The sequence below is a fragment of the Shewanella sp. AS1 genome (genome assembly GCF_021412565.1).
Lineage (GTDB): Bacteria > Pseudomonadota > Gammaproteobacteria > Enterobacterales > Shewanellaceae > Shewanella.
In genome coordinates this window covers 99,349-112,811 of the sequence record NZ_JAKCLJ010000011.1, presented here as the reverse complement: position 1 = coordinate 112,811, position 13,463 = coordinate 99,349, and the positions used below count along the sequence as shown (strand labels likewise).

Genomic DNA, 13,463 nt, shown 5'->3' with positions numbered 1-13,463 from the left:
GAAACCATAGCATTGTGGCCCCACCTGATCCCATCCCGAACTCAGAAGTGAAACGCAATCGCGCCGATGGTAGTGTGGGGTCTCCCCATGTGAGAGTAGGTCATTTCCAGGCGCCTAATAAAGCAAATAGCCCTAGCCTAAAACGCTAGGGCTATTTGCTTTATACGCTCCGCGAAAGTGCTACTTCACATGCAGCCCACAGCCACTTCGTGGGTGGGCCCCTCAGCTTGCAGCACAGCTGCTGCGCGCTTCAAAGCCCTTGAATGCGTTGCATCCATAGCAGGACTTCTTCGCCCCCATGTGTTCGCTGCGCGAACCGAGTAGGTCATCGCCAAGCGCCACTTTGGTTTTCACTTTTTCGAAAAGTGAAGACAAAAAGTTAACTCGTAAGAGAGTCGATAATCCCCAGCACACTGTGTTGGGGATTTTTTCGTTTGGGCGTTTAAAACTAAATGACAAGCAATAGGGTGTTCAAATTCATTGTTAACATGGCCATTTTGCAAATTTAAACTCAGTCTAGGTTTATGCAGTCTAATGAAGATAAGATACAATGTTGTTTGTTTACTCGATTTATTTTCATGGACTTGATTATCAAACATTCACTTCTTCAATTTAATACTCTGGGTTTAAATGTCTATTGTGATCAATTGATCCAAGTTGGTGACGATGAAACTCTGATCCACGCCTGTTTAGAGGCATTTAAATCAAAGCAGCCTCTATTGTTGATAGGCGGTGGCAGCAACCTTGTGCTTACAGCTGATTTCGTTGGCAGAGCTGTGGTGATTGAGACTAAAGGCATAGAGGTGACCCATGATGAATCTCATTATCTTCTTTCTGTTGCGGCAGGTGAAAACTGGCATGGATTGGTCGAATATTGCCTTAAGCACAATATGCATGGTCTTGAGAATTTAGCATTAATTCCGGGCTGTGTCGGGGCGGCGCCTATTCAGAATATAGGTGCTTATGGCGCAGAACTGGCTCAGTTTTGTGAGTGGGTTGAATATCTTGACCTTGAGTCTGGTGAGATAAAGACGCTGAACAATGACGAGTGTGCCTTTGGTTATCGTGAGTCCATATTTAAAGGCGAGCTCAAGGATAAGGCAGTTATTCTTAGGGTTGGCTTAAGGCTGGCTAAGGCATGGCAGCCGAATCTAACTTATGGTCCTTTACAGCAGTTATCAGAGGATAACACATCAAAGGATAACAAAGAGGTGACCCCGCAAGCCGTGTTTGATTGTATCTGTGCTACTCGTGCAGAGAAGTTACCCGATCCTCAGATATTGGGCAATGTAGGCAGTTTCTTTAAGAATCCTGTGATCAGTGAAAAGGCATTTAAAGGGCTGCAAGCGACCTATGAGGATATTGTGGGTTATCGGTTGGCTGACTCTCAGGTGAAACTGGCTGCGGCCTGGCTTATCGATAAGGCGGGGCTAAAAGGCACGCATGTTGGCGCGGCATCGGTTCATCTTAAGCAGGCCTTGGTAATAGTGAACAATGGTGGCTGTAGTGGCGATGATGTTTGTCGTTTGGCCAGGTTAGTGATCGATAAGGTGTATCGGCAATTTGGTGTCAGCCTTGAGGTTGAGCCGAGAATTATCGGCGCGGATGCACAGAAGGATATACAAGATGCATGAACAGTGGACTCGCCGTCGGGCGATTATTGATTTGTTGGGCAAGGGTGGTTTTGTTTCTGGCGAGGATTTGGCTGGTGAGCTTGGAATTTCGCGCTCGGCGGTGAGTAAGCAAGTCGCGAATTTAGAAGAGTTTGGCGTTGATATCTACAGCGTGAAGGGCAAAGGTTATAAGTTAGCGACACCTGTCTCTTTAATCGATGAGAAGCGCCTGAAGGCCAATATTAAAAACCGCTGCTTCTATTTCGACGAAATTGCCAGTACTAACGGATTCTTGCTTAACCATATCGACGAACTCTCCAGTGGCGATATCTGTATCGCCGAATACCAGTCGGCAGGGCGCGGACGACGGGGGCGTACCTGGGTGTCGCCCTATGGTTGCCATCTCTATACATCTCTGTTTTGGCGTTTTTCTCAGGGCATGGCGCAGGCAATGGGGCTGAGCTTAGTTGTCGGCTGCTCGCTGGTGACTGTTTTAAGGCAGATGGGAGTCGATGGGATTGGGGTTAAATGGCCCAACGATATTTACCTCAATCATAAGAAGCTGGCAGGCATTTTGGTTGAGATGAGTGGCCAGGCTGACAGTGAGTGTAATCTGGTGATAGGGATAGGGATGAACCTGTCTATGTCAGCGTATCAGGCGCAGAAGATAGATCAACCCTGGAGCGATCTGTCTCAGTTGGATATTAATATCGATAAAACGCAATTGATGATTCATTTGCAGCTGCAGTTGGTGAAAGATTTAGAGTGTTTTCAACGAGATGGATTAAAAGCTTTTGCCGAACGCTGGCGAGACGCGGATCTGTTTTATGGCAAAGAGATCAAGCTGTTAATGGCCGATAATGTGATTGAAGGCGTCTGCTGCGGTGTCGATGAACAGGGCGCAATTTTACTCAAGCAAGGCGATAAGATTAATGCCTACGTGGGTGGTGAAATTTCGATGCGAGCCCTATAGGCGCGCATCGGAATCATATTATTTACGCATCAATACCTGATGCATCATATGATCTTGCCCTTTGCGCAAGATCAGGTGTGCCCGGTCGCGGGTGGGTAAAATATTCAAGTTCAGGTTCGGGCCGTTAATTGAATCCCAAATATTGCCGGCTATTTTGTTCGCCTCAGCATCATTCAGCGCTGAATAATGATGGAAGTAGGAGTTAGGATCGCTAAAGGCGCCACTTCGGAATTTTAAGAACCTCGAGATGTACCACTCCTTTAATAGCGATTCTTCGGCATCGACATAGATAGAGAAGTCGACAAAGTCGGAGACGAAAGGCTGCTGAATCGCCACATGGGTATCCTGTCCTGTTTGTAGCACATTCAATCCTTCGATGATCAGGATATCGGGCTGCTCTATGGCATGCTGAGTATCTGTCACCCGATCGTAGGTAATATGAGAGTAGATAGGTGCATGTACCAGACTCTCGCCAGCCTTTATCTTAGAGATAAACTCGACCAGCATCTTCATATCATAACTTTCAGGGAAGCCTTTACGTTGCAGCAAGCCGCGGCGCTTGAGTTCGGCTAATGGGTAAAGAAAACCATCTGTGGTGACTAAGTCGACTTTCGGGTGTTCCCGCCACTGCCTGAGCAATGCCTGCAGGATACGTGCTGTGGTACTTTTGCCTACCGCGACACTACCCGCAATGCTGATAATATAGGGGCGCTTTGGGGGCACGCGGCCGAGAAACTGATTGAGTACCAATCCGCGCTGCTGTTTTGCCTCGACAATCAGGTTTAGCAGGCGGCTGAGGGGCAGATAGATATCGGTAACTTCATCTAGGGAGATAGACTCGTTGATACCTCTGAGATCAGCAAGGTCTGACTCGCTCAAGGTCAAAGGGACAGATTTTCTGAGTTCAGCCCATTGTTGTCTTGCAAAAGCCAGATATAAAGCATTATGAATTTGATTAGTGACTTGCATGTTAATCTCCATTAGCAGACGCACAGTACACCATAGGCTCGGGGGGGACAACTGCTAAAGGTGTTTTACATACGGCAGAGAAGTCGTAAGGGAGTTTCTGCTGTAATAGTGAACGCTTAATCAATTTGGTGCCTGAAAAATCATCGCTCAAACAATTTTTTTGCAGATTTTTAAAATTAGCTATTGCACTTGTGCTCACGATTACCTAATATCCGCTACCGAAATGATGCGCCGGCATAGCTCAGTTGGTAGAGCAACTGACTTGTAATCAGTAGGTCCCGAGTTCGACTCTTGGTGCCGGCACCATTTTCTGGAGGGGTTCCCGAGTGGCCAAAGGGATCAGACTGTAAATCTGACGGCTCCGCCTTCGAAGGTTCGAATCCTTCTCCCTCCACCATTTTTCAAGGTAGTTAGGTAACCTTAGTTAGGTTGCGCGGATGTCGTATAATGGTATTACTCCAGCCTTCCAAGCTGATAACGCGGGTTCGATTCCCGCCATCCGCTCCAATTTTCGCTGATTGTGCCCGTATCCATGAGCATGCCCATACGGGCGCCGTTCTTGATAAACTGCCCTCAGCCCGCCTCACTGAATTCTCCTAATTATCTTAAATGAATCGATTCGATGACATATAGGCATCGGATTTTTTGTTGTATGTAGATTTCATCACCAAGTATCTCTTAATTGGGGCAATACCATGGCTAAAGAAAAATTTGAACGTAGCAAACCTCACGTAAACGTGGGCACCATCGGTCACGTTGACCATGGTAAAACAACTCTGACTGCAGCTATCTCTTCAGTATTATCGAAGACTTACGGCGGTGAAGCGAGAAACTTCGCACAGATCGATAACGCTCCAGAAGAGCGTGAGCGCGGTATTACCATTAATACTTCTCACATCGAATACGACACTCCATCACGTCACTACGCACACGTAGACTGCCCAGGCCACGCTGACTATGTTAAAAACATGATCACTGGTGCTGCACAGATGGACGGCGCTATCCTAGTAGTTGCTTCTACTGACGGTCCAATGCCACAGACTCGTGAGCACATCCTGCTTTCACGTCAGGTAGGTGTACCTTTCATCATCGTATTCATGAACAAGTGTGACATGGTAGATGACGAAGAGCTGTTAGAGCTAGTTGAGATGGAAGTTCGTGAACTTCTTTCTGAATACGACTTCCCAGGTGATGACCTACCAGTTATCCAAGGTTCTGCACTGAAAGCCCTAGAAGGCGACGCTCAGTGGGAAGCTAAGATCCTAGAACTAGCTGAAGCTCTAGATACTTACATTCCAGAGCCAGAGCGTGCTATCGACGGTGCATTCATTCTGCCAATCGAAGACGTATTCTCAATTTCAGGCCGTGGTACAGTAGTTACCGGTCGTGTTGAGCGCGGTATCGTACGTGTAGGTGACGAAGTAGAAATCGTTGGTATCAAAGACACTACTAAGACAACTTGTACTGGTGTTGAAATGTTCCGTAAGCTGCTTGACGAAGGTCGTGCAGGTGAGAACTGTGGTGTACTACTACGTGGTACTAAGCGTGATGAAGTTGAGCGTGGTCAAGTATTGGCTAAGCCTGGTTCAATCACTCCACACACTCAGTTTGAATCAGAAGTTTACGTACTGTCAAAAGAAGAAGGTGGTCGTCACACTCCATTCTTCAAAGGCTACCGTCCACAGTTCTACTTCCGTACAACTGACGTAACCGGTACTATCGAACTGCCAGAAGGCGTAGAGATGGTAATGCCAGGCGACAACATCAAGATGATCGTAACTCTGATCTGCCCAATCGCGATGGACGAAGGTTTACGCTTCGCTATCCGTGAAGGTGGCCGCACAGTAGGTGCAGGTGTTGTAGCTAAGATCATCGCTTAATCGCGAAGATATTAACGACACAGAAAAAGGCAGCTTAGGCTGCCTTTTTTGTTTGAGTGAAAAATTTGTGGCGATAATACCTTTATCGTGACCAATATTTACCGTGAACCTGGGTAGTTACCTTGCCAATTGTAGTGAATAAGAATACAATCTATGGCCGATTTTTGACCCTCTGAGCTGACTTTTGTTTGAGAAGTGGGTAAGCTCGGGCAATAAAGTGGAATGATCAAAGTCGTCTTTGTTTAGAAAAGAATTGAAAGTTGATCAGACTTAAGCTCAGGTCGTAGTGAGTAACGGAATTAACCGATGACAACAAATACTGAAAACCAGGGGAATTCTCTGGATATCGTTAAGTGGGGCCTAGTAGTTATTCTATTAGCCGCTGCTATTATTGCTAATCAAATGTATAGCGAAGCAAGCGTATTGGTTCGTGCTATAGGTGTCGTAGTGGCATTTGCAATAGCCGGCTTTATCGCGCTGCAAACGAATAAAGGCAAGCAAGCATTAACTTTTGCTCGTGAGTCGCATATCGAAGTCCGCAAAGTTGTTTGGCCTACACGCCAAGAAGCCTTGAATACTACTTTCATCGTTTTAGCGGCAACCGGTATTTTGGCATTAATCCTATGGGGGATGGATGCTGTATTACTGAGAATTGTTAACTTTATTACGGGCGTATAGGCATTTCCTATGACTGAAGCTAAAAAAAGATGGTATGTGGTTCAGGCCTTTTCGGGTTATGAAGGTCGTGTGTGCAAATCATTGCTTGAACACATCAAGATGCACGAGATGGAGCACTACTTTGGTGAAGTGCTAGTTCCTACCGAAGAAGTGGTAGAGATGCGTGCAGGTCAACGTCGGAAAAGCGAACGTAAGTTCTTCCCTGGCTATGTATTAGTCCAGATGGAGATGAACGATGAAAGCTGGCACTTAGTGAAGAGCATTCCACGTGTTATGGGCTTCATCGGTGGTACTTCAGATCGCCCAGCACCTATTTCTGATCGTGAAGCGGATGCGATTCTGCAGCGCCTGCAGGAAACTACAGCGTCTCCGACACATCGTGTGATGTTCGAGCCAGGTGAAGTTGTGCGTGTCACCGACGGTCCTTTTGCCGACTTCAACGGTACGGTTGAAGAGGTCGACTACGAGAAGAACCGCGTTAAAGTGTCTGTGATGATCTTCGGACGTTCGACTCCGGTAGAGCTCGACTTCAGTCAGATTGAAAAAACCTGATTAAATTAAGCACAAAAAAATTGGCAATGGGTGTGGATTATTTGTATAATCCGCACCCATTATTTTCGGGGAGCTAATCGGCATGTCGTCGCTAGCGTTTGTACCCAAACTTGAGGAAAATGTCTCATGGCAAAGAAAGTTGATGGTTACATCAAACTACAAGTAGCAGCCGGTGCTGCAAACCCGTCGCCACCAGTTGGTCCAGCATTGGGTCAAAAAGGTGTTAACATCATGGAATTCTGTAAAGCATTCAACGCTCGTACTGAAAAGTTCGAGAAAGGTATGCCAATTCCTGTTGTTATTACTGTTTATAGCGACCGTTCTTTCACTTTTGAAACTAAGACTCCACCTGCTTCATTCCTACTGCTTAAGGCAGCAGGTCTTAAGTCTGGTTCTGGCCGTCCTAACACTCAAAAAGTGGGAACCATCAAGCGTAGCGCTGTCCAGGAAATCGCTGAGACTAAAGCCGCTGATATGACTGGTGCTGACATTGAAGCGATGACTCGCTCAATCGAAGGTACTGCGCGTTCAATGGGTTTGGTAGTAGAGGATTAATATCATGGCAAAGCTAACTAAACGCGCGCGTCTGATCCGCGAAAAAGTAGAAGTAACTAAAAGCTACGACATCAACGAAGCTGTTGCACTACTAAAAGAACTCGCTACTGCTAAGTTCGTTGAGAGTGTTGATGTGGCGGTTAACCTAGGTGTTGACCCACGTAAATCTGACCAAAACGTTCGTGGTGCAACTGTGTTGCCACATGGTACAGGTCGTGAAGTACGTGTTGCTGTATTCACTCAAGGTGCCAACGCTGAAGCCGCTACTGAAGCTGGTGCTGAGCTTGTTGGTATGGACGATCTGGCTGCACAAATTAAAGCTGGTGAAATGAACTTTGACGTTGTTATCGCATCTCCAGATGCAATGCGCGTTGTTGGTCAGTTAGGTCAAATCTTAGGCCCACGTGGTCTGATGCCTAACCCTAAGACAGGTACTGTAACGCCAAACGTTGCTGAAGCTGTTAAGAACGCGAAAGCGGGTCAAGTTCGTTACCGCAACGACAAGAACGGTATTATCCACACTACTATCGGTAAAGTGGATTTCGAAACTGTTCAACTTAAAGAAAACCTCGATGCACTGTTAGGCGCGCTTATCAAAGCTAAGCCAGCTGCAGCGAAAGGCGTTTTCGTTAAGAAAGTAAGCATCTCTACCACTATGGGTGCAGGTGTTGCAGTAGATCAGAGCACTCTGAATCCTTCTGCTTAATTACGAGCAAGTTTTACAAGGTGGTCGGTTTAATTTATAATCCGTCCACCTTGTGGGTTGAGGACAGTTTTACGCAAGTTTAACTGTTCACGTCCAAGACCGTAGGTGCTAACCAACAGGTTAACTTAATTCCCTACGTAGACGGTGTCGGACCCCAGATAGATTTATTTCTGCCTGGATATTCGCGCCGTAAGTAACTAAATCAATTGATTTAGTATGGTAATTGCTAGGGATGTTCCCTAGATAGAATCCAGGAGTAAAGCCAATGGCATTAAGACTCGAAGACAAAAAAGCGATTGTTGCTGAAGTCAACGAAGCTGCCAAAGGTGCTTTATCTGCAGTTGTAGCCGATTCTCGCGGTGTGACTGTAGGTGATATGACCGGTCTTCGTAAAGCCGCTCGTGAAGCTGGTGTATACGTTAAAGTTGTACGTAACACTCTAGTTAAACGCGCTGTTGAAGGTACTGCTTTTGAGTGCCTAAGCGATACGTTTACAGGTCCTACTTTGATTGCATTTTCTAATGAGCACCCAGGTGCCGCTGCGCGTCTTCTTAAAGATTTCGCAAAAGCGCAACAGAATTTTGAAATCAAAGCAGCAGCCTTTGAAGGGGAATTTATCCCTGCAGACAACATTGATCGTTTAGCAAAACTACCAACATACGAAGAAGCACTGGCTCAGTTCATGATGACTCTGAAAGAAGCATCTGCTGGCAAGTTCGTTCGTACATTGGCCGCTCTACGCGATCAGAAAGAAGCTGCTTAATTTTACAAGCCGCTTAATTAAATTGAATTCAGTACAATTAGGAATTTTTTGTTATGTCTATCACTAAAGACCAAATCTTAGAAGCCCTTGCAGCTATGTCTGTAATGGAAGTTGTTGAACTAATCGAAGCAATGGAAGAGAAGTTCGGCGTTTCTGCCGCTGCTGCTGTTGTTTCTGGTGGCGGTGACGCTGGCGCTGCTGCTGAAGAGAAAACAGAATTCGACGTAATTCTTACTTCTCACGGCGACAACAAAGTTGCAGTAATTAAAGCTCTTCGTGGCGCTACAGGCCTAGGCCTGAAAGAAGCTAAAGGTATGGCTGAATCTGCTCCAGTAGCAGTTAAAGAAGCTATCTCTAAAGAAGAAGCTGAAGCACTGAAGAAAGAGCTTGAAGAAGCTGGTGCTCAAGTAGAGATCAAGTAAGTTATAATCTAACTTACAACTCTCCCGAGTCATCGGGTGGAGGGCTGGCGGTTTTTTAACCGTCGGCCTTTTTTGCGCTGTAAGCGTAGGCGATTTTTTATTCACCGTTTGTCGCCAGATTTCGCAGTTCCTAGCAGAGATTACTGGTTAGGTTCTTGCTTTCAACGGTGATGGGCAAACGTGCTGTTTCAACAGATTCGTTGATTCAGTCTTGGTCACATCTCGCAATCAGAGGAAACCCATGGTTTACTCCTATTCTGAAAAGAAGCGTATTCGCAAAGACTTTGGTAAGCGCCCACAAGTGTTGGACATCCCTTACCTGCTGTCAATCCAGTTGGACTCATTTAAGAAGTTCACCGATCAAGATCCTACAGGCGAGCGTGGTTTAGAAGCCGCTTTCCGTAGCGTTTTTCCCATCAAGAGCTTTTCTGGTAATTCAGAGCTGCAATATGTCAGCTATAAGCTAGGCGAGCCAGTTTTTGATGTGAAAGAGTGTCAAATTCGCGGTGTTACATACTCTGCGCCACTACGTGTTAAATTACGTATGGTTCTGTATGACCGTGAAGCTGCACCTGGCACAGTAAAAGATATTAAAGAACAAGAAGTCTACATGGGGGATATCCCTCTAATGACTGAGAACGGTACCTTTGTGATCAACGGTACTGAGCGTGTTATCGTTTCTCAGTTACATCGTAGCCCTGGTGTCTTCTTCGATCACGACCGTGGTAAAACCCACTCTTCTGGTAAGGTGCTGTATAACGCACGTATTATTCCTTACCGTGGTTCATGGTTAGATTTCGAATTCGATCCAAAAGATGCACTGTTTGTTCGTATTGACCGTCGTCGTAAATTAGCGGCGTCTATCATTCTACGTGCACTTGATTATTCGACCCAAGATATCCTTGATCTCTTTTTTGAGCGTGTTAAGTACAAGATCAAGAAAGATACTTTAGTGATGGAGCTTGTTGCAGACCGCCTGCGCGGTGAGACTGCAAGCTATGACATTAAAGATGCCGAAGGTACAGTGATAGTTGAGAAAGGTCGTCGCATTACTGCGCGTCACATTCGTCAACTTGAAAAGACCAATACCACTGAGCTTGAAGTACCAGTTGAGTACATTTCTGGCAAGATTGCTGCGCAAGATTATATCGACCCAGATACGGGCGAAGTCTTGTTATCTGCAAACGCAGAAATCAGCTTAGAAGATCTTGCCAAGCTATCTATGGCCGACATCAAAGAGATCGACACCCTGTTTATCAACGAGCTTGATCACGGTGCTTATATCTCTGACACACTGCGTATCGATTCAACCACTAACCGCTTAGAAGCGTTAGTTGAGATCTACCGCATGATGCGTCCTGGCGAGCCACCAACCAAAGATGCTGCAGAAGCCCTGTTCCAGAACCTGTTCTTCAGCGAAGAGCGTTATGACCTGTCTAAAGTGGGTCGTATGAAGTTCAACCGTCGTCTTGGTATCGATGATGACGAAGGCACTGGTATTCTGACCAAAGAAGATATCGTTGCAGTAATGCAAAACATCATCAAGATCCGTAACGGTAATGATGAGGTGGATGATATCGATCACTTGGGTAACCGTCGTATCCGTAGCGTCGGCGAGATGGCTGAGAACCAGTTCCGTGTCGGTCTAGTTCGTGTAGAACGTGCCGTACGTGAGCGTTTAAGCCTTGGCGATCTTAACGAGCTGATGCCACAAGACTTAATCAACGCTAAGCCAATTTCAGCTGCAGTGAAAGAGTTCTTCGGTTCGTCACAGCTGTCTCAGTTTATGGATCAGAATAACCCGCTGTCAGAAGTGACACACAAGCGTCGTATTTCGGCTCTTGGCCCAGGTGGTTTGACCCGTGAGCGTGCTGGCTTCGAAGTCCGTGACGTTCACCCAACTCACTATGGTCGTCTGTGTCCAATTGAGACCCCTGAAGGTCCAAACATTGGTCTGATCAACTCGCTATCGAGCTTTGCGCGCACTAACTCTTATGGTTTCCTCGAAACACCATACCGTAAGGTTGTTGATGGTGTGATCACTGACCAAGTCGATTACTTGTCAGCGATCGAAGAAGGCCGTTATGTGATCGCTCAGGCGAACATCGAAGTCGATGCCAATGGCCGTATGGTTGAAGAGCAGATCGCTTGTCGTCATAAGGGTGAATCTACCTTTATGCGCGCCGCTGACGTTCAATATATGGACGTATCTCCACAACAGATTATTTCTGTGGCAGCATCGCTGATTCCATTCCTTGAACACGATGACGCGAACCGTGCATTGATGGGTGCGAACATGCAACGTCAAGCGGTACCAACACTGCGCGCCGACAAGCCGCTAGTCGGTACAGGTATTGAGCGTACTCTGGCTGTTGATTCTGGCGTGGTTGTGGCTGCTAAGCGTGGCGGTTATGTTGACTATGTCGATGCCAGCCGCATCGTAGTTAAAGTAAATGAAGATGAGCTGACACCAGGCGAAGCCGGTATCGACATCTACAACCTGACTAAGTACACACGTTCTAACCAGAACACCTGTATCAACCAGCGTCCATGTTGCGCTGTGGGTGAGCCAGTGGTTCGTGGTGACGTATTGGCTGACGGCCCATCTACCGATTTAGGTGATTTGGCGCTTGGTCAAAACATGCGTATCGCCTTCATGCCTTGGAACGGTTACAACTTCGAAGACTCGATCTTAATCTCTGAGCGTGTTGCCCAGGAAGATCGTTTCACCACTATCCACATTCAGGAGCTGTCTTGTATCGCTCGTGATACTAAGCTGGGTAGCGAAGAGATCACCGCCGATATTCCAAACGTAGGTGAGTCTGCTCTGTCTAAGTTGGACGAGTCAGGTATCGTTTACATCGGCGCCGAAGTGAAGGGTGGCGACATCCTGGTTGGTAAAGTGACACCTAAGGGTGAAACACAGCTGACCCCTGAAGAGAAGCTGCTACGCGCTATCTTCGGTGAAAAAGCGTCTGATGTGAAAGACAGTTCTCTGCGTGTACCTAACTCAGTTAAAGGTACCATCATCGACGTTCAGGTATTTACCCGTGACGGCGTTGAGAAAGATAAGCGTGCAGTAGAAATTGAAGAGATGCACATCGCTCAGGCTAAGAAAGACCTGACCGAAGAGTTCAAGATCCTTGAAGAAGGTGTCTTTGGCCGTGCATTCAACCTACTGCTTGGTGCTGGTTTCAGCGAAGCTGAGCTTAATGCGCTGCCTCGTCCGCAACTGCTTGTACAAAGCATTGATGATGAAGCTAAGCAGACTGAGCTTGAGCAGTTAGCTGAACAGCATGAAGAGTTAAAAGCTGACTTTGATAAGAAGTTCGAGATCAAACGCCGTAAGATCACCCAGGGTGATGACTTAGCACCTGGTGTACTGAAGATTGTTAAGGTTTACCTGGCAGTTAAACGTACTATCCAGCCTGGTGATAAGATGGCGGGTCGTCATGGTAACAAGGGTGTGATCTCTAAGATCAACCCAATTGAAGATATGCCATACGACGAAAATGGTGACCCAGTGGATATCGTACTGAACCCTCTCGGCGTACCTTCTCGTATGAACATAGGTCAGGTTCTTGAAGTGCATTTAGGCGCTGCAGCGAAGGGCATTGGTGATCGTATCACAGCTATGCTTGAAGAACAGCGCGAACTTGCAGAACTTCGTAACTACATCAAGCAAGTTTATGAACTCGGTGAAGGCGTGCAGCAGCGTGTCGATATCGATTCATTTACCGATGAAGAAATTATTCGTCTTGCGAAGAACCTCAAAGGCGGTATTCCGACTGCGACCCCAGCGTTCGACGGTGCGAAAGAGAAAGAAATTAAGGAAATGCTAGAACTAGCAGGTCTGCCAACTTCTGGACAACGCACTCTGTTTGACGGTCGTACCGGTAACCAATTTGAACGTCCAGTAACCGTAGGTTACATGTACATGCTTAAACTTAACCACTTGGTTGACGATAAGATGCACGCGCGTTCAACAGGTTCTTACAGTCTTGTTACTCAGCAGCCATTGGGCGGTAAAGCTCAGTTTGGTGGTCAGCGTTTCGGTGAGATGGAAGTATGGGCACTTGAAGCTTATGGTGCCGCTTACACTCTACAAGAGATGCTAACTGTGAAGTCTGATGACGTTAACGGTCGTACCCAGATGTATAAGAACATCGTCGACGGTAACCATCAGATGCAGCCAGGTATGCCTGAGTCCTTCAACGTATTGTTGAAGGAGATCCGCTCACTCGGTATCAATATCGAGTTGGATCAAGAGTAAGACTAAGGCAGCCAAATTTGGCAATAAACGGTGCTCTGCGCGAGCGGGGCACCCGGTTTAACTCCTTCAGGAGAGAAAC

The 13,463-nt window shown here is 46.7% G+C and carries 11 protein-coding genes, 3 tRNA genes and 1 rRNA gene; 14 read left to right on the top strand and 1 reads right to left on the bottom strand.

The window, feature by feature from the left end; translation table 11 throughout:
• The 3 genes from rrf to birA form a co-directional block, all read left to right on the top strand.
• Positions 1 to 112 (top strand): 5S ribosomal RNA (gene rrf, locus LZP69_RS13650); the annotation flags it as partial.
• A gap of 466 nt (positions 113 to 578) precedes the next feature.
• The gene (gene murB, locus LZP69_RS13645; RefSeq protein WP_442800687.1) at positions 579 to 1,634 is read left to right on the top strand and encodes a UDP-N-acetylmuramate dehydrogenase; all 1,056 of its coding nucleotides are present in this window, start codon (positions 579 to 581) and stop codon (positions 1,632 to 1,634) included.
• Positions 1,627 to 2,586, top strand: a complete 960-nt coding sequence (gene birA, locus LZP69_RS13640; RefSeq protein ID WP_234201273.1) for a bifunctional biotin--[acetyl-CoA-carboxylase] ligase/biotin operon repressor BirA — start codon at positions 1,627 to 1,629, stop codon at positions 2,584 to 2,586. The genes murB and birA overlap by 8 nt, the downstream gene beginning before the upstream one ends.
• Before the next feature lie 18 nt (positions 2,587 to 2,604).
• Here birA and coaA read toward each other — a convergent pair whose 3' ends face one another.
• Positions 2,605 to 3,555 (bottom strand): type I pantothenate kinase, encoded by a 951-nt coding sequence (gene coaA / locus LZP69_RS13635; RefSeq protein WP_234201272.1) that lies wholly within the window; start codon positions 3,553 to 3,555, stop codon positions 2,605 to 2,607.
• A 230-nt stretch (positions 3,556 to 3,785) separates the two neighbouring features.
• Here coaA and LZP69_RS13630 point away from each other — a divergent pair.
• The 11 genes from LZP69_RS13630 (at position 3,786) to rpoB (ending at position 13,384) form a co-directional block, all read left to right on the top strand.
• Positions 3,786 to 3,861, top strand: a tRNA-Thr gene (locus LZP69_RS13630).
• 6 nt (positions 3,862 to 3,867) lie between these two features.
• Positions 3,868 to 3,952: transfer RNA gene (locus tag LZP69_RS13625), tRNA-Tyr, on the top strand.
• A gap of 36 nt (positions 3,953 to 3,988) precedes the next feature.
• Positions 3,989 to 4,062: transfer RNA gene (locus tag LZP69_RS13620), tRNA-Gly, on the top strand.
• 188 nt (positions 4,063 to 4,250) lie between these two features.
• Positions 4,251 to 5,435, top strand: a complete 1,185-nt coding sequence (tuf, locus tag LZP69_RS13615) for an elongation factor Tu (protein ID WP_234201261.1) — start codon at positions 4,251 to 4,253, stop codon at positions 5,433 to 5,435.
• Between the two features lie 306 nt (positions 5,436 to 5,741).
• A complete protein-coding gene (gene secE, locus LZP69_RS13610) occupies positions 5,742 to 6,113 on the top strand; it encodes a preprotein translocase subunit SecE (protein WP_234201271.1) in 372 nt (123 codons plus the stop codon).
• Positions 6,114 to 6,122: 9 nt separating this feature from the next.
• Positions 6,123 to 6,665 (top strand): transcription termination/antitermination protein NusG, encoded by a 543-nt coding sequence (gene nusG / locus LZP69_RS13605; RefSeq protein ID WP_234201270.1) that lies wholly within the window; start codon positions 6,123 to 6,125, stop codon positions 6,663 to 6,665.
• 126 nt (positions 6,666 to 6,791) lie between these two features.
• Entirely contained in the window at positions 6,792 to 7,220 is a 429-nt protein-coding gene (gene rplK / locus LZP69_RS13600; RefSeq protein ID WP_234201269.1) for a 50S ribosomal protein L11, read from the top strand.
• A gap of 4 nt (positions 7,221 to 7,224) precedes the next feature.
• Positions 7,225 to 7,926 (top strand): 50S ribosomal protein L1, encoded by a 702-nt coding sequence (rplA, locus tag LZP69_RS13595; protein WP_234201268.1) that lies wholly within the window; start codon positions 7,225 to 7,227, stop codon positions 7,924 to 7,926.
• Positions 7,927 to 8,191: 265 nt separating this feature from the next.
• Positions 8,192 to 8,689, top strand: a complete 498-nt coding sequence (rplJ, locus tag LZP69_RS13590; RefSeq protein ID WP_234201267.1) for a 50S ribosomal protein L10 — start codon at positions 8,192 to 8,194, stop codon at positions 8,687 to 8,689.
• Positions 8,690 to 8,742: 53 nt separating this feature from the next.
• Entirely contained in the window at positions 8,743 to 9,111 is a 369-nt protein-coding gene (rplL, locus tag LZP69_RS13585; protein ID WP_234201266.1) for a 50S ribosomal protein L7/L12, read from the top strand.
• 241 nt (positions 9,112 to 9,352) lie between these two features.
• Positions 9,353 to 13,384 (top strand): DNA-directed RNA polymerase subunit beta, encoded by a 4,032-nt coding sequence (rpoB, locus tag LZP69_RS13580; RefSeq protein ID WP_234201265.1) that lies wholly within the window; start codon positions 9,353 to 9,355, stop codon positions 13,382 to 13,384.
• Positions 13,385 to 13,463: the final 79 nt, after the last annotated feature.